The following is a 16,688-nucleotide window of genomic DNA, read 5'->3' on the forward strand; positions in this document are numbered from 1 at the left end:
GTCTGCAGCCGGTCGACCAGGTCGGCCAGCGTATCGACCAGTTCGCCGCGCACCGTGCAGCACAGGCAGCCGTCCGACAGCTGGATGATGCCGTCGGAAGACTGCTCGACCAGCAAATGGTCGATCGCCACCTCGCCGAACTCGTTGATGATCACCGCGGTGTCGGCCAGCGCCGGATCCTTGAGCAGCCGGTTGAGCAGCGTCGTCTTGCCGGCGCCGAGGAAGCCGGTCAGCACCGAGACTGGGATCGGGAAGCCGCTGCCCATTGGCTAGTTCGCAACCTTGACCGGCTGGTCGCCCTGCGCGGCGGAGCCGGCAATCTTCGGGCCGGTGCCGGCCGGTGCCGGCCTGTCGGGCCGCCAGCTCGGGATCGGCACATCGGCAAATTCCTGCGCGCCCTGGTCGAGGATGGCCTTCGGCGCCGGACCGGTGGCGCCGCCAAGGCCGACGGCAACCAGCGTCGGCACATGGTCGAGCTTTTCCTGATAGGGTGATTTCGGCACGTTCTTGGCGGCGGCCGGCGGCGCCTCGGATTGCTCCTGCGGCGTCTTCTTCTTGCAGACCTCGTCCTGCATGTCGTTGGGTGAGACCGTGTCGCCATAGGGCGCCAGCGTGGTGACGGTGGCCGAGCCGGCGACAGGCGTGTCGAACCCCTGATCGAGCAGTTTTGCCGCCGTCTCGGCGCGGGTGACCGCCGACTTCTCGCCAAGCACAACCGCGACCAGCGTGCGCCCGTTGCGCGTCGCCGAACCGATCATGTTGAAGCCGGAAGGGCAGACAAAACCGGTCTTCATGCCATCGGCGCCGGGATAGCGGCCGATCAAGAGATTGTAGTTGGGGATCGCCTTCTTGCCGACGGCAAGGCCCTCGATCGAGAACCACGGCACATATTGCGGAAATTCGCGGCGGATCGCCATCACCAGCACGGCGAGGTCGCGCGCCGTCGTGTACTGATCCGGCGAATAGAGCCCGTTCGGATTGACGAAATGCGTGCCGTTCATGCCGAGCCGGGTCGCCTCGGCGTTCATCCGGTCGGCAAAGGCCGCCTGCGAACCGCCGACATTTTCGCCGACAGCCATGGCAATGTCGTTGGCCGATTTGACCAGCATCATCTTCAGCGCATTGTCGAGCCGCATCACCGAACCCGGCTTGAAGCCCATCTTGCTTGGCGGCTCGGCGGCGGAGTGTTTGGTCACCTTGATCGGCGAATCGAGCTGTACCTCGCCGGCCGCGATCGCCCGAAAGGTGACGTAAGCGGTCATCAGCTTGCTCAGCGATGCCGGATACCAGCGCTTGAACGCATCCTGATGCTGCAGGATCTTGCCGCTGCCGAGGTCGAACACGACCACCGGATTGGCCAGCGCCGGCCCGGCCACAACCGACAGCGCGATTGTGCCAGCCGAGAATAGTTTGAGGAAATGCCTGTACCGCATGATCAAATCCGAAATCGCCTCTTGCCGTAGTCGCCCCTGGCTCCGTAAGATTTCATTACGCGATCGCCAGCATATGGTCCGACCCTCAAAACCCGGACCCCATTGTTGCGGTGCTATTTACTCTATGTGACGCCAAGATGGCAAAGTGCCTGGCGATCACAATTGCAAGGCAGCGGCCAACACCCGCCGTCCCAACAGCGAGATGGAACCATCATGCCAATCCTGAACCGTGCCGCCGAAATGCAGGACGAAGTTGCCGGCTGGCGCCAGCATCTGCACCAGACGCCAGAACTGAACTTCGACGTCTTCAAGACCGCCGCCTTCGTCACCGAGAAGCTGAAGGCTTTCGGCTGTGACGATGTGGTCACCGGGCTCGGCAAGACCGGCGTGGTCGGCATCATCCGCGGCCGCCAGGGCGAAGGTCCCACCATCGGCCTGCGCGCCGACATGGACGCGCTGCCGCTCAACGAGATATCAGGAAAGCCCTACGCCTCGACCATCCCCGGCAAGATGCATGCCTGCGGCCATGACGGCCACACGGCGATGCTGCTGGGTGCGGCCAAATACCTCGCCGAGACGCGCAACTTCACCGGTTCGGTGGCGGTGATCTTCCAGCCGGCCGAAGAGGGCGGCGGCGGCGGCAACGAGATGGTCAAGGACGGCATGATGGAGCGTTTCGACATCTCCAGGGTATTCGGCATGCACAACATGCCGGGCCTGCCTGTCGGACAGTTCGCCATTCGCCCGGGCCCGATCATGGCGGCGACCGCCGAATTCACCATCACCGTGCGCGGCAAGGGCGGCCACGCGGCGATGCCGCACGGTACGATCGACCCGATCGTCATCACCAGCCAACTGGTCGGCGCCTTGCAGACGATCGCCTCGCGCAGCACCGATCCGGTCGAGGCCGTGGTGGTGTCGGTGACCAAGTTCCACGCCGGCGATGCCTACAACATCATCCCCGAAACCGCCGAAATCGCCGGCACCGTGCGCACCTTGCGAAAAGAAATCGCCAAGAAGTCCGAAGAGCGCATCCGCAGCATTTGCGACGGGCTGGCGACCGCGTTCGGGGCCAGGATCGAGGTTGACTACCAGGCGAATTATCCCGTGACCTTCAACCACGCGGAAGAGACGGTGTTTGCCGGTGACGTCGCGATGAGTGTCGCTGGCGACGCCCATGTCCACCGCGGCATCCAGCCGGTGATGGGCGGCGAGGATTTCTCCTACATGCTCGAAGCCCGCCCCGGCGCCTTCATCTTCATCGGCAATGGCGACACCGCCGGTCTGCACCACCCGGCCTACGATTTCAACGACGAGGTCATCCCGCACGGCATGAGCTACTGGGTGAAACTGGCTGAAACCGCGCTGGCCGCCTGACAGCGGCAGCGCAAAGCCGGCCGAATTGCCTTCGGCCGGCCTCTTGGCGAAACGATCCGAAGCGGCTATGTGTCTGGCCGCGTGGTCCCGTAGCTCAGTAGGATAGAGCGGCAGATTCCTAATCTGTAGGTCACAGGTTCGATTCCTGTCGGGATCACCATGCTTTGCATCAGCTTAGCAAATTGACGTCGTACTTTTCGCGAAACAGTACGACGAATTCTAATCTCGGCGGGAATGCATCACCGAACAAGGAACGATCAGCTTCACTACGAAGAGCGGGCACTACAATGGCCCTTTGTCTGGCCGAAGGCTGCCTGCAGGATCACTAGGAGCTGATGGTTGACCGTGGTGCGCTGTGACCTAGCTTAAAGTTCATGATGGACAGTCCTAAGCCCGGAAATGGCGAATTGTCCGCACCGGCGAACTCTCGCGAGGTTGCTATGCAGAGGCGCAAACCGGCGTTTCAGAGCCCTGCATGCGTCCTTGGTCGGCCATTGCCCGCTACGGAATATCAACTGCGGCGATCTATCGGAACGCGACCGGCGCCCCGCCATCCGCAACAATTCGCAAGGACCAGAAGGATCCCGAAGAAAGCGACGCTCCGAGAGCGGTAAGGCCTTGGCGAATACCAAGGCGAATGACCAGACATCGCTTTATGAACTTGGCAATACACCCAGAACGCACGGGCACGGCAATGCCAAATTATCTTGCCGAAATGTATGCAAACGACGTAAATCTGGCCATTCTGAGCGCAGTGGTGACGCTTGCATCGGTGGGCGTCTATCTTGTGCTCCGGCGTATCCTTGCCGCAGTGCGACGGCGCCGCCTTGCAGCGTTTGACGAAGGCAGATCCGGTTTCGCCGACGAGGCTTCTTGGGAATGGGAAAGCCCGGACGGACTTGTCGTCGGGCCTGCTTCTTCCAAGGCTGCCAACCCCTTGCATGCGGTCGGCCTGGATGTTCGGGCTCAAAATACCAACTACTCTCGGTTCGGAGTGCGAATCGAACATTTCGCCGCGACATCCGAACCCAGCGGGTGCTCGTCAGTGGTCGAGACCGGTGCTCCTGCACCGAACAGAGTGCAGTCTGGCCGGCTTGCAGCATCCATCAGCGCGATCGCGGAACGTGGGAAGCGGATTTGCGGGTCGGCATGGAACCAATTGCGCCATAAGGCTTCACCGCCAAAAATTGCTCCGTTGGCCTATGCTGCGGATCGCGGTTTGAATTTCACAGCTCAGTTGAGAGATCCCGACCCGGCCATGGCGCCTGCCTCAAACCCTGTCGTTCGCAGGCCGATCGTTCTTGTATCGCGCTTGGGTCTCGCCGCCATTTGTCTGGCCGCGCCGATTGGCTATGCGATGACGAGACAAATCTGGGTCGAAAGCGCTTCCGCCATCTCGCAAACCCAAGACCAGGCCCATCGAGACCTTTCGCGCCCGCTGGGATTTCAGGCGAGTGCCGAATTGCTTGGCCCGGATCTCACGGCTAACCAGGCGCAAACCGGGACGGATCGTGCTCAGGCTGCCGCTGCGAGACAATTGGCCGACCAGGAGCACCGGGCGGCGGAAGGCGAGCGTGCCAGGAGCGCCGCTCTGCAGGGAGCGCTCCTCGAGGCGAGCAAGCAGATCCACACGCTGAGGGCAAGCATGGCAGCTGCCGATGACGCGCGCGAGGAGCGGTTGCGCAATGAACTCGCGGCAGCCCGCACCCTTGACGCGTTGCGGCGCATTGCGGGAGAGGCCGGCACGATGCTGAGCGAGGGCGCCAGCTATGTCCTTAAGGAGATGCCCGCTGCTCATCTCGAGCAGGAGCAAGCCCAAAGGCAGGCGCGCGATTTATCGCAAGCGCGCGTCCAAATTGAACAGCTTGAGACCGAGGCCGCCAAGGATCGCGCCACGGCCAAGGCTTCACTGGTGCAGGCGAGCGGCATACTCGACGACGAGCGCCGGAAGACGGAGCTGCTTCGTGGCGATCTCGCCGAAGCGAAACTGGCCAATGCCGCACTCATGAAGCGTACGGCTGCGGCTGAGCAGGAACAGACCGACGCGGTCACAGCGAGACAACAAGTGGAGCGGACCGCAGCTGACACGGAGCGAACGCTCGCACGAGAACGCGCTGCAGCAGCAGCGGCCGTTGAGGAGCTGAAAGAAGCTCGCATCGAGCGCCAGGCGGCTGAACTGGAGCGAGCCAAGGCAGTCTCAGCGAAAGAGCGTGCCGAGCAGGCCGCAACCGAGACGGCACAGGCCCTGGCACGGGAACGTACTACAGCCGTCATGAATCGTAAGGATCTCGACAGAGCACGCATCGAGCGCGAAGCCGCCGCCCAAGCTCTTTTGGTGCGTGTCGCTAAGCTTCAGGAGGCTCTGGACGAGCAACGCAAGGCCACTGTTTCTCTTGCCCGCGACTTGGCTGCGGCGCGCGGGGACAACGACAGGCTCAGGACTGAGCGCCGCAGCGCGCAGATCGAACCGCCCCTGAAGCCGCGTTCTGGCCGCGCGGCAGCCAGCCAGGTGAAGGCCGTCAGCAAGAAGATTGGCAAGGTTCGCAGCCCTTCGCGGATGACCCGGGTGCGTTCGATCACACTTCCTTATTCGCTCTTGCCAAGACACGTGACACCGCAGTGATTTCCGACTGCGCGGTCGCTTCCGTGGAAGGCCATTTTTGATGCCCCGCACCCCTTCGTAATGCACCCGAGGCCTGCTGCCATTTCGGCCAAAGATGAATGGCCTCTCGAATTCACCCTGCTTCATCAGCGAGAGTGTTCTGCGCGATGCGCTATGTCAGGCCGATCACGCTGCCTGTCGCGTCCAATTCGCATTGGATCGCCGCCTGCCGCGTTTCCACGCTGCCTTGCCGCGCATAGTCGATGCTGACCTCGATGGGGGCCGAGATCGTCGCCCGACTCAACTGATGTACGAAGCCCGCGCTGGTGACGCGCACGCTGGTCGCCCCCAACGGAGCGGCGGCCGACTCGATGGCATCATGGCAGGCCCGAACGACTTTATCCGGGACGCCCGGCAGCGCCTCGGTTCGGCTGACTGTTGATTGAGTTTTGCTGTCGCTGGGAGGCTGGAGAGCGGCCGGGAGGTCGAGCGACTGTCCGCCCCTTGCGGACGCAACAGCAGTGGCGGTGGCCGAACCTACAGTCCCCGGGGCTGTCGTAGTGCCGCTTGTGCTGGTCTCGCCGTCGTCCGCCGACGAACTGGAGCCGCCGGGGTCGTCGCCAGTCCCTTTGTGCGAGCCGCCCTGGTTGCCGCCGGCGTCATGACCTCCACCGCCCCCATGGTCACCAGAACCATGGCCGCCGTTGCCATGCCCTCCGCCTTGCTGACCACCGGTTGCAGCTCCTGCGCAAACTACCGCGATCGAGCAAGCTAAGACGAAATACGCACAGGTGAATCCACGCGATTGACGCACGACGACCTCCATGGATGCGTCGGTCCAACCGTCTTTCCGCGGCGTGCAGTCAGAACGGCGCGAACCGCCGCTGCCCCCGAGGCAACCTCGCGATTGCCGCGCCCCCGAAAGAACTAGGGGATCAATCCGGTCTATCAAGGATACCTGGCCGGCAAGCACCGATGAGAGGGCGCTTGGCTGGCGAGTGCCGTATCATTCATGTCGAGGCCGACCGTCTGGATGACGCCGCAGACGCCTTCATGACCCAATGACCGGAGTCCGAGGAGTGGCCTGGCCGAGGCCCCGGCGAATGCAGAGATCAGCGAATACGCTTACCGCGCCCAGGTCAGCGCACCTCCTCCGAGCCATCGGCGACACCCAGGCGATGTCGGTGGGATGGCCTCCAAAAGGCCCCCGGAGGCACGAAAAAGCTTCGCTTGAGCACTCGCCGCGATGGCGCGGCCAGACGGATCACCCCGCTTCAGCCGACCCGCACGACAAAATGCTTCGTCACCGGCTCGATGATCTTCCAGGTTCCCTTGAAATCCGCTTCCACGACGAAGGCATCGCCGGGGCCGACCTCGACCGGCGTGCCGCCGTCCGGCGTGATGATGATGCGGCCGGCGATCATGTGCACGAACTCATAGTCGGTATAGGTGGCGTGATAGGTGCCGGGTGTCGCCCGCCAGGTGCCCGACAACACCTTGCCGTCCTCGGTCGTGTGCTGGACGGCGGTTTGCATGGTCGGCCTGCCCTCGACGACGATCCAGCCAGCCAGATCGCCTGCGTCCGCGTGTTCGACGGTGCCGAATTTGAGGATTGTCTCGCGTGTCATGTGCTGAACTCCGTTTGGGGATTGCGTGGCGCTGTTTGCCTGGCCGGTCAGATAACCGATGCACCTGCCGCGAGCAATGCCGCCGCCATACGGCCGGCACCTTGGCTGACGGTGCATCAAACAAAAACCCGCCTGTGCGGCGGGTCACTGGCGCAAATCAGCACCATAGGCAAAAATGTACCATAGCTGAGGTCACCGAGTCAAGAAAAAATTCCTATCGCGAAAAAGCTGGCGGCGCAAAAGCTGCCAGCACTGGCTGCCATAAGGCCGTTTGTTGATTTGAAGTCAGAGCCCTGCCATGCGGCGCACGCCGCGCCCTCTCGACGGGCGGGTCAGGGTTTGTGGCGCGCCGAAACGAGTTCCGCCTTGCGCCTTGCCGTCTCCAGCCCGAGCCCGATGAAGGCGCGCGCGTGCTTGGCCAGCGCCATGTTGTCCGTCCACAGATTGCGCCAGATGGCGGTCTTCTTCGACAGGTGCTCATCGACGATTTCCGAAGAGAAGGATTCGAAGCTGAGATCGTCGCTGTAGCCGATCGCCGTCAGCGCATCGAAGATCGCGGCGAAATCGATATTGCCGGTGCCGAGGAAGCCGCGATGGCTTTCGCCGATATGGACATAGCCGATCTTGTCCGCGGCTTGATGGATGGCCAGCCCGACATCGGCCTCCTCGATGTTCATGTGGAACGTGTCGAGATGCAGGAAGATGTTGTCCGAGCCAGTGTCCTCGATGAAGGCCAGTCCTTGCGCGGCGGTGTTGAGCAGATTGCTTTCGAAGCGGTTGACGATCTCGAGGTTGAGCGTGACGCCGGCCGCCTTGGCTGTTTCGGCAACCTTGGCCAGCGTGCCGGCACTGCGCTGCCATTGATCGCGCGTCGGCGCCTCGACCTGCAATCCGTGGCTGGTCGAGAGAATGCCGGCGACCTTCCGGCCGCCGAGGTCACGCGTCAGCGCGATGGTATCGTTGAGGATTTCGACGCCGCGCGCGGCAATCGCCCTGTCGGCGCTCGAAATATCGCCGTCAACAGGCAATCCGATGCTGATCGCCACGCCGAGGCCAAGATCGGCGATGCGCCTGGCGAGCCCGCCGATGTCGACATCGGCGGGGTCGAGATAGGAGAATTCGATGAGATCGAAGCCGGCCTCCCTGGTGTTGGCCAGCGTGCGCTCCAGATCGGCCTGAGCCGAGCTCGCCGACCAGACGAAAGAATGGATTCCAATACGCGACATCATCGTCTCCGGTGCTGACAAGGTGCGGCCGGGTCATCCCGGCCGCACCGGTCTTGGAAGAATTTAGCGGGCTGCGGTCCAGCCCTTGTAGTCCTTCAGGTTCTCGGCCGTGATCAGCTTCGGGTCGAGCAGAACGGTCGGCTCCGCCGGCTTCTTGCCGGCCAGCAGCTCGGCCGCCATCGTCAGTGACTGGCCGGCCATCACATAGGGATCCTGCGAGGCCGAGGCCTTGATCATCGAGGTGCCGGAAGAGAGTTCCTTCTCGATATCGGGCGCGCCGTCGACGGCGGTGAAGATGAACTCCGAACGGTTGAGCTGCTTGGCAGCGAGCTGGGCGCCGATCGCCGTCGGGTCATTGATGGCAAACACCGCATCGATCTTGTCGAAGCGGGTGAGCAGCGACTGGAACACCTTCAGGCCGCCGTCGCGCGAGCCTTCGGCATTCTGGTCGTCGGAGAGGATCTTGATGTCGGGATGCTGCGAAAGCACGTTCTTGCAGCCCTTCACCCGCTCCAGGATCGACGACGATGCCGGTCCGTTGAGGATGACGTAGTCGCCCTTGCCGCCGGTGTGGTCGACCAGGTACTGGCAGGCCTCTTCGCCGGCCTTGACGTTGTTGGTCATCACGGTGACGTCGGCGCCCGGCGCCGAAACGTCGAAGGCGGCAACGACGATACCTGCGGCCTGTGCCTTCTTCACCGCCGGCGCGATCGCCTTGGCGTCGACGGCATTGAGCATGATCACGTCGACACCGGCGGCGATGAACGAATCGACCTGCGAGACCTGCTTGTTCAGGTCATAATCGGCCGATACCGAGGTCACCTCGACCTTCGGGTTGATCTTCTTGGCCGCGTCCTCGATGCCCTTGATGGTGGCGACGAAGAAGGGATTGCCGAGCAGGCCGACCGAGATACCGACCTTGTTGAGGTCCTTGGCCGAAGCAGGCGCGATGGCGAGCGACGCGAGTGCGACGCCGCAGAGCAGTTTGGCGATGGTCTTCATTGCTTTCCTCCGATTGCCCCGCGCCTCTCACGGTGCGTTACACAAACCGGTCGTTGACGCCGGCGACTAAGGTCAATCACGTTCTTGCTCCTGCCTGGAGCCTGTAGCGGTCGAGGGCGACCGCCACGATGATGACCAATCCCTTGATGATGTACTGCCAGATGTCCGAGACACCGGCCAAGATGAGCCCGTTGGAGAGCACCGCGATGATCAGGCCGCCGATCAGCGTTCCCCAGATCGAGCCGACGCCGCCGACGAAGCTGGTGCCGCCGAGAATGACCGCGGCAATGGCGTCGAGTTCGTAGGACTGGCCCAGCTGCAAGCCGTTGGCGGCGTAGAGCCGGGCCGCCGACATGGCGCCGCCGAGGCCGGCCAGCAGGCCGGAAACGCCATAGACGAAGAGCAGCACCAGCGGCACCTTGATACCGGTCAGCCGCGCCGCTTCGGCATTGCCGCCGACGGCGTAGATCCAGGTGCCGAGCACGGTGCGCTTGAGCACCAGCCAGGACAGCACCACCACCGACAGTGCGATGATGACCAGCCACGGGATGCCGAACAGCGAACCGTTGCCGATGAAATCGAACGGCAGGTCCGAATTGAACACCGTGGTGTCCTGGCCGAGCAGGCGGGCGACACCGCGCACCGCGGTCAGCGAACCCAGCGTGACGATGAAGGGCGGCAGCTTGATGTAGGCGATGAGCAGCCCGTTGATGAGGCCGAAGCCGAGGCCGACCAGAATGGCCGCCGGCACGCCGAGCAAACCCCAGTCCGGCACCAGCGATACGATCACCGCCACCATCGCCGATGCGGCGAGGATGGCGCCGACGGACAGGTCGATGCCGCCGGTGAGGATGACGAAGGTCATGCCGGCCGCCAGCACGATGTTGATCGACGACTGCTGGGTGACGATCAACAGGTTGGTCTCGGTCAGGAAGCGCGGGTTCAGGAACTGGAAGCCGGCCGCCAGCAGGATCAGCACCGGCAGCATGCCAAGGGCAGCGAAAGCCGTGCGCAACCGTCGGCTCGTGCCGGTGGCCTGGCCGCCTGCGCTGATCTCGGTCGCCTTGTCGGTCATTGCTGAGCCGCTCCCGTTGCAAGTTCCATGATTTCCTCCTGGCTTAGCGGTTCGCCTTGCGATGCCGTCACCTCGCCCGATATCTTTCCGTCGCGCATCACCAGCACGCGATCGGCGACGCCGATCACCTCGGGCAGTTCGCTGGAGATCATCAGGATGGCGATGCCCTGCTTGGCGAGATTGTCGATCAGCCGGTAGATTTCCGATTTCGCTCCGACATCGACGCCGCGGGTCGGCTCGTCGAGGATGACGACCTTCGGCTCGGTCTCGAGCAGGCGGGCGAGCAGCACCTTCTGCTGGTTGCCGCCCGACAGCGAGCCGGCATTGGCCTGCACCGAACTGGTGCGGATGGAGAGATCGGCAACGGCCTTGGAAGCACGCCTTTCGGCGGCCGCGAAGTCGCGCAAGCCGCCGGCGCGCGAATCCCGCGCCAGCACGCCCATGCTGATATTGTCGGAGATCGACATGTCGAGGAACAGGCCGAGTTCCTTGCGGTCCTCGGTCAGATAGGCGATGCCGGCATCGAGCGCCTCGCGCGGCGAGCCGATGGTTACAGGTTTGCCGTCGAGTTCCAGCGTGCCTGAAATGTGCCTGTCGGCGCCGAAGATCAGCCGCGCAAGCTCTGTGCGGCCGGAACCGACCAGACCCGCCAGCGCCAGCACCTCGCCCTTGTGCAGGTCGAACGAACAGTTTTTCAGGAGACGGCCGTCGGACATGGCGCGCACCGAGAGCGCCACCGCGCGCTTTTCATCCGGCGGCCGATGATCCTTCTTGTAGAAAGCCGACAAATCGCGGCCGACCATCATCGAGACGAGGCGCGAGGCACTGAGGTCGGCACGCTCGAGCGTGCCGACATAACCGCTGTCGCGCAGCACGCTGACGCGGTCGGCAAGCTGGTAGACCTCTTCCATGCGGTGGCTGATGTAGATGATGGCGATGCCTTGCGATTTCAGCGTCGCGATGACCTCGAACAGCCGGTCGGTCTCGCGCGAGGTCAGCGACGTGGTCGGCTCGTCCATGACGATGATGCGCGCATTGGTCGATAGCGCGCGGGCGATCTCGACCAGCTGGCGCTCGCCGAGCGACAGGCTGGAGACCATGTCGCGGGCCGAAAAGGAAACGCCGAGCCGCTTGATGATCTCGCTGGCGCGCCGGGTGCACTGGTCGCGATCGACGATGCCGAAGCGTCGCGGCTCGTTGCCGAGGAAGATGTTCTGCGCCACCGTCAGATTGGGCGCCAGCGACAGCTCCTGATAGATCACCGCGACGCCGCTGGCGCGCGCCTTGATCGGATCGCCGGTCGCAGCCGGCATGCCGTCGATCAGGATCTCGCCGCCGGCATCCGGCCGATAGGCGCCTGAAAGCACTTTCATCAATGTCGACTTGCCGGCGCCGTTCTCGCCCATCAGGGCGTGCAGCTCCCCGGCATGGACGCTGAGCGAGACATCGTGCAAGGCACGGATCGCGCCGAACGTCTTGGAGATGTGGCGCATCTCCAGCACCGGCTGGCGCGCCGTCTCAGCCTGGGCAATCGCACTCATCGCGCGCCTCCCACTGCCGCACCGGCGACGCTCTGGTCCATCGTGGCGTCACGCCAGTTGCTGCGATAGCCTGCCAACCCGGTGAAACGCGACGCGTGCACCGGCTCTGGAACTTCGGCGGCGAATTCGCGCCCGACGCTCTCGAAGGCGAGCGCCGCTGCACCCGTGGCGCTGCCCTCCAGCGTGGCGCCCTGCAGGAAAGCCTGGCCGGGACGCACCTGCGCCAGCAGTCCGGCCAACACACCGCCTGTGTTCAGCCCGCCATCGACGATCACCGTGTTGTTCGAATGGATGAGGTCGAGCGACAGATCGACCATCAGCGCGACGTAGAGCAGCGCGGTGGCCGCGCGTTCCCCGGCATCGGGCATGCGCCCCACCAGCCGGCCGGACTGACTGGGCATCGGCCCGCCTGGCGCGAAGCTCGGCAGCGCCATGATGCCGGCATCGATCACCCGCTGCACCACCGGACCGGCGATCTCGCCTTGCCAGCCGCCGCTGATGGTTGCGAATTCGCGTCCGCCCATGAAGCGAATGGTCGGCACCGGGCCGCCGCCGACATCGACATTGACCAGCATGTCGCGATCCCGGTCGAGCGTGTCGAGCGGGCAATCCGGATTGAGCACGACGACCCAGGTGCCGGTCGAAACGACGGTGACCGGGCCAAGCTCCTGCCGGCGATAGGCATAGAGCGCCGCATTCGAATCATGGACGCCGTTGTGGATGGCGATCGGTCGCGCCGCAGCGCCGAGGCGGTGCTCGCCGATAACGGTGCCGGCGCGCTCGAAGCCAGGCATCCGGTCACGCCAGCCCTGCGCGTCGACCAGCGAGGAAAAGTCCTGGCTCCGCGGCGCCCACAGATGCGAATGGCAGCCGAGATAGGACACTTCCGAGACCGCCCGCCCGCCAAGGCGCCAGCTCCAGTATTGCGGATAGCCGAGGATCGATTTCGACGTAGCGAACGCGTCGGGATCGACCTCCTGCAGCCACAGCATGTGGCGGCCGTAGTTGAAGCCGAGCGGCAGCCGCGGCGAAAAGGTCTCCGAAAAGTCCGGAATGCGGCGATCGATCCGCGCGGCAATCTCGGCCGGCGGCTCTTGCTCGTAGTCGAGGATCGGATGCGTCAGCGCCGCTTCGTCGACCAAGGCAAAGGTGCAGCCATGGCCCGACACCATGACCCCTTCCACTCCATGACCGTCGACCGTATCGGCAACGGCGCTGAGCGCCCAATGGTGGAGCGCCGCCTCGTCGAGCACGCTGAAGCCGCCTTGGCGCATCCATTTCGGCTGTGTCCGGCGCTCGTCGATGATCCGCCCGTCCTGGCCGAAGACGAACAGCTTCGAATTGGTCTTGCCGAAATCGAGGACAGCCACCTTCACTGGATGGCTCCCGAGGCTATCCGCACCATGACGCCGGCGTCCTCCAGCATGCGCGCATCGGCGTCGGAGAGACCGTCGTCGGTGACCAGCGTGCCGATGCGGGAAAGCGGCAGCGCGACATTGCGCGCGTGGATCGACAGTTTGCGGCTGTCGGCCAGCACCACGATCTGGTCGGCGCAAAGGCTGAGATCGACGATCGAGCGTACCAGCAGCGGGTGCGATTCCATCACGCCTTCCTGGCCAAGGCCTTGCGCGCCGAGAAAGAACTTGGAGGCATAGAAGGGCACGGCCTGGCTGAGCGAATGGATGATGCCGGGTTCGCGATGCAGATCACCGCCCGCAACCGTCAGGCTGCAATGGCCGTGGTCGCTGAGATAGGCCGCCAGCGGCATCGAGTTGGTGTAGAGGCGGATGTTGCGCTCGGCGAGCTTGACGCCCAGATGGAAGCAGGTCGAGCCGCCATGCACGATGACGGCGTCGCCGTCGCGCACCATGGTCGCCGCGAGAGCGGCGATCTGCCGCTTGGCCTCGACCGCAAGGTCGCGGTTCTCGTCGTAGGGCCTGGCGTAGGCAACACCGGCCTGGGAAGCGCCGTCGAGCGCCGAGATGCCGCCATAGACCTTCCGCGCTTCGCCGGCCTCGTCGATCCTGTCGATATCGCGCCTGACCGTCGCGGCTGAAACGCCAAGCCGCTCCTGCAACTCGCGCACCGAAGCGAACGGACGATCCCGCAACAGTTCGACGATCTGACGCTGACGGCCGGAGTCGCTCAATTCTTTCCTCCCGGATGCCATTTTCCATGGCAATTGGCGTAACTTACTCAACATTAGTCGGATTGCAAGCGTGTTTGATGACAGTAGATCACTATTGACGTAGATCACTCGTTTCTGCGATATCAGCGCCAATTCGATCCCGGCAACGGGATTTCGCGCAGGACACGGCCGAGCCGTTGGAGGAAAAGCGCCATGGCGACCGAAGCTGACGCGCAGGAACTGGCGGCCTTGCGGGCGCTTTCGGCCAGCATAGGGCGGAGCCCGCATCTCACCCAGGCGGCAGGCGGCAACACCTCGCTGAAAGCCGGCGACACGCTGTGGATCAAGGCCTCCGGCACCTGGCTGAAAGACGCGCTCGTCGATGACATCATGGTGCCGGTGGCGATGGCGCCGCTGCTGAAAGCCGTCGAACAGCGCGATCGCGCCGCCGACCAGCCGCAGGGTTTCACCATTGCAGCGCTCAACCCGCGCGGCCTGCGGCCATCGATCGAGACCACGGTGCACGCTTTGATGCCGCAGCGCGTCGTTCTGCATGTCCATTGCGTCGACACCATCTCGCTTGCCGTGCAGGCCGATGGCGAGGCCGAGGTCGCCAAGCGGCTCGATGGCATCGAATGGGCCTATGTGCCCTATTTCCGGCCCGGCCTGCCGCTTGCACGCGGCATTGCCGAAAAACTGCGGCCTGGTGTCGACGTGCTGATCCTTGGCAATCACGGGCTGGTCGTCGCTGCCGAAACCGTCGCCGGGGCGGAGCTTCTGCTGCGCCGTATCAGGTCATTGCTGGCCCGGCCGGCGCGCGCGACCGCCGCACCCGACCTCGACGCCTTGGCCGCGCTTGCCGGCGACAGCGGCTACAGATTGCCGGCCGATGTCGAAGCGCATGCGGTTGCGCTCGACGCTGAGAGCCGCCGCATGGCGCAGGCCGGCAGCCTCTATCCGGACCACGTCATCTTCCTCGGCCAGGGCTCCGTCGTGGCGAAGCCAGGCGAGGCCGTGGCAGATGTCGTTGCACGACTGGGCACGTCGCCTGCGGCGATCCTGTTTCCCGGCGCAGGCGTGCTGATGCGCGGCGACGCCAGTGCCGGCGCCGATGCCATGCAACGCTGCCTCGCCGACGTGACGGCGCGCATCGATATCGCCGCGCGGCTGAACTATCTCACCGCTTCCGAGAATGACGAGCTGGTCAACTGGGACGCCGAGCAGTATCGCCAGAAGCTCAACGCGGCTGGCGGCTAGCATGGACATGATGCCACTTGTCATCGGCATCGACATTGGCACATCAGGTGCGCGCGCCGTCGCCATGCGCCCTGATTTTTCCATAGCCGGGCATTCGGCCGTTCCACTCGACAGGTTTGGCGGCGATGGCCGAGCCCCCACGGCGTGGTGGCAAGCGGTCAAGGCGGCGCTGACGGAGCTGCTTTCCGGCATCGACCGCACGGCGGTCCGCGCCATCGCCGTCGACGGCACCTCCGGCACGCTGCTGCCGGTCGACGCCGCCGGGCTGCCGCTGGCCGAACCGCTGATGTACAACGACAAGGTCGATGACGACGACATCCTGGCCGCGATCGCCCGCACCGCGCCGGCTGCAAGTGCAGCGCACGGAGCGACATCCGGCCTCGCCAAGGCCCTGCGCTTCCAGCATCTACCGGGCATTGCGGCAGTGCTGCATCAGGCCGACTGGATTGCCGGAAACTTCTCCGGCCGCTTCGACGTCAGCGACGAGAACAATGCCCTGAAGACAGGTTATGATGTCGAGGCCCGCCGCTGGCCGGAATGGATCGCGGCGACCGGAATGCGCATGGAGTTGCTGCCGCGCGTGATCGTGCCGGGCGAGGTCACGGGCGCCCTCACCGCGGAAGCCGGGGAACTGTTCGGCTTGCCGCGCGATGTGGCCGTCGTCGCCGGCACCACGGATGGCTGCGCCTCGTTCCTGGCGACCGGTGCCGCCGCGATCGGCGACGGGGTCACTGCGCTGGGATCCTCGCTGACCATCAAGATCCTGTCCGACCGGCCGATTTCGGCGCCGCGCTTCGGCATCTACAGCCACCGGCTCGGCAACGCCTGGCTGGCGGGCGGTGCCTCGAACTCAGGCGGCAAGGTGCTGGCCCAGCACTTTCCGCTCGCCCGTATCATCGAACTCAGCGCGACAATCGACCCGGAGACGGGCACCGGCCTCGATTACTATCCGCTTCCCGCCACGGGCGAACGGTTTCCGATCGCCGATCCGGCGCTGCCGCCTCGCCTTGCGCCGCGGCCGGCGGACGACGCCGATTATCTGAAAGCGATGTTCGAAGGCATCGCCGCGATCGAAGCGCTCGGCTATGACAGGCTTGCCGAGCTCGGCGCGCCCACGCTGATATCGGTCAGGAGCGTCGGAGGCGGGGCAGCGAACCCGGCCTGGACGGCAATCCGGCGTCGCAGGCTCGGCGTCGATTTCCTGCCCGCGCTTTCCGACGAGGCCGCCGCCGGCACGGCGCGGCTGGCGCTGATGGGTGCAAGCCGGGCAGGACTCCTATGAGCGCGAAAACGATCGAACGTCTCGACGGCCTCGGGCCGCTGGCGGAGCGCTATAATGTGTTCCTGCTCGACCAGTTCGGCGTGCCGTCGTGCAGCACGCCGAACTGGTCGAGCAGGAACACATTATAGCGCTCCGCC

The 16,688-nt window shown here is 64.5% G+C and carries 14 protein-coding genes, 1 tRNA gene and 1 pseudogene; 6 read left to right on the plus strand and 10 right to left on the minus strand.

Annotated elements, in window-relative coordinates; genetic code table 11:
- Both EN884_RS03610 and EN884_RS03615 read right to left on the minus strand, forming a co-directional pair.
- A partial coding sequence (locus EN884_RS03610) for a GTP-binding protein (RefSeq protein ID WP_281034821.1) occupies positions 1-266 on the minus strand: 266 nt, incomplete at its 3' end.
- A 3-nt stretch (positions 267-269) separates the two neighbouring features.
- Positions 270-1,433: a D-alanyl-D-alanine carboxypeptidase family protein gene (locus EN884_RS03615; protein WP_013529350.1), complete on the minus strand. Its 1,164-nt coding sequence runs from the start codon at positions 1,431-1,433 to the stop codon at positions 270-272.
- Positions 1,434-1,646: 213 nt separating this feature from the next.
- Between EN884_RS03615 and EN884_RS03620 the strand changes: the two genes are divergently transcribed.
- The 3 genes from EN884_RS03620 to EN884_RS39310 all read left to right on the plus strand — a co-directional run bounded on the left by EN884_RS03620 (position 1,647) and on the right by EN884_RS39310 (position 5,433).
- Positions 1,647-2,810 (plus strand): M20 aminoacylase family protein, encoded by a 1,164-nt coding sequence (locus EN884_RS03620; RefSeq protein ID WP_063169116.1) that lies wholly within the window; start codon positions 1,647-1,649, stop codon positions 2,808-2,810.
- Between the two features lie 83 nt (positions 2,811-2,893).
- Positions 2,894-2,970: transfer RNA gene (locus tag EN884_RS03625), tRNA-Arg, on the plus strand.
- Between the two features lie 477 nt (positions 2,971-3,447).
- Positions 3,448-5,433 (plus strand): hypothetical protein, encoded by a 1,986-nt coding sequence (locus tag EN884_RS39310; protein WP_244514235.1) that lies wholly within the window; start codon positions 3,448-3,450, stop codon positions 5,431-5,433.
- A gap of 151 nt (positions 5,434-5,584) precedes the next feature.
- Here the strand turns inward: EN884_RS39310 and EN884_RS38505 are convergent, their stop codons facing one another.
- From EN884_RS38505 to EN884_RS03670, 8 genes are all read right to left on the minus strand, one after another.
- On the minus strand, positions 5,585-5,749 hold the full coding sequence (locus EN884_RS38505; protein ID WP_164745797.1) for a hypothetical protein: 165 nt from the start codon (positions 5,747-5,749) through the stop codon (positions 5,585-5,587).
- Between the two features lie 937 nt (positions 5,750-6,686).
- Positions 6,687-7,040: a cupin domain-containing protein gene (locus tag EN884_RS03640; protein WP_024503728.1), complete on the minus strand. Its 354-nt coding sequence runs from the start codon at positions 7,038-7,040 to the stop codon at positions 6,687-6,689.
- Positions 7,041-7,372: 332 nt separating this feature from the next.
- A complete protein-coding gene (locus EN884_RS03645) occupies positions 7,373-8,266 on the minus strand; it encodes a sugar phosphate isomerase/epimerase (RefSeq protein WP_063169118.1) in 894 nt (297 codons plus the stop codon).
- Positions 8,267-8,329: 63 nt separating this feature from the next.
- On the minus strand, positions 8,330-9,268 hold the full coding sequence (locus EN884_RS03650; protein ID WP_013529341.1) for an ABC transporter substrate-binding protein: 939 nt from the start codon (positions 9,266-9,268) through the stop codon (positions 8,330-8,332).
- A 76-nt stretch (positions 9,269-9,344) separates the two neighbouring features.
- A complete protein-coding gene (locus EN884_RS03655) occupies positions 9,345-10,343 on the minus strand; it encodes a COG4158 family protein (RefSeq protein ID WP_027162931.1) in 999 nt (332 codons plus the stop codon).
- Complete coding sequence (locus EN884_RS03660; protein ID WP_024503725.1) at positions 10,340-11,884, minus strand: sugar ABC transporter ATP-binding protein; 1,545 nt, start codon at positions 11,882-11,884, stop codon at positions 10,340-10,342. The genes EN884_RS03655 and EN884_RS03660 overlap by 4 nt, the downstream gene beginning before the upstream one ends.
- Entirely contained in the window at positions 11,881-13,260 is a 1,380-nt protein-coding gene (locus EN884_RS03665) for an FGGY-family carbohydrate kinase (protein WP_128360472.1), read from the minus strand. The genes EN884_RS03660 and EN884_RS03665 overlap by 4 nt, the downstream gene beginning before the upstream one ends.
- On the minus strand, positions 13,257-14,033 hold the full coding sequence (locus EN884_RS03670; protein WP_013529337.1) for a DeoR/GlpR family DNA-binding transcription regulator: 777 nt from the start codon (positions 14,031-14,033) through the stop codon (positions 13,257-13,259). The genes EN884_RS03665 and EN884_RS03670 overlap by 4 nt, the downstream gene beginning before the upstream one ends.
- Positions 14,034-14,225: 192 nt before the next feature.
- On the opposite strand from EN884_RS03670, the gene EN884_RS03675 reads away from it, so the two are divergent.
- The 3 genes and pseudogenes from EN884_RS03675 to EN884_RS03685 all read left to right on the plus strand — a co-directional run.
- Complete coding sequence (locus EN884_RS03675) at positions 14,226-15,269, plus strand: class II aldolase/adducin family protein (RefSeq protein WP_063169120.1); 1,044 nt, start codon at positions 14,226-14,228, stop codon at positions 15,267-15,269.
- Positions 15,270-15,276: 7 nt separating this feature from the next.
- Positions 15,277-16,551 (plus strand): FGGY-family carbohydrate kinase, encoded by a 1,275-nt coding sequence (locus EN884_RS03680; RefSeq protein ID WP_063170348.1) that lies wholly within the window; start codon positions 15,277-15,279, stop codon positions 16,549-16,551.
- Positions 16,548-16,634, plus strand: a pseudogene (locus EN884_RS03685) (TIGR01459 family HAD-type hydrolase); the annotation flags it as partial. The gene EN884_RS03680 and the pseudogene EN884_RS03685, both read left to right, overlap by 4 nt.
- Positions 16,635-16,688 lie beyond the last annotated feature (54 nt).

Origin of the sequence: Mesorhizobium sp. M7A.F.Ca.AU.001.01.1.1 (assembly GCF_004022735.1) — a bacterium.
Lineage (GTDB): Bacteria > Pseudomonadota > Alphaproteobacteria > Rhizobiales > Rhizobiaceae > Mesorhizobium > Mesorhizobium ciceri.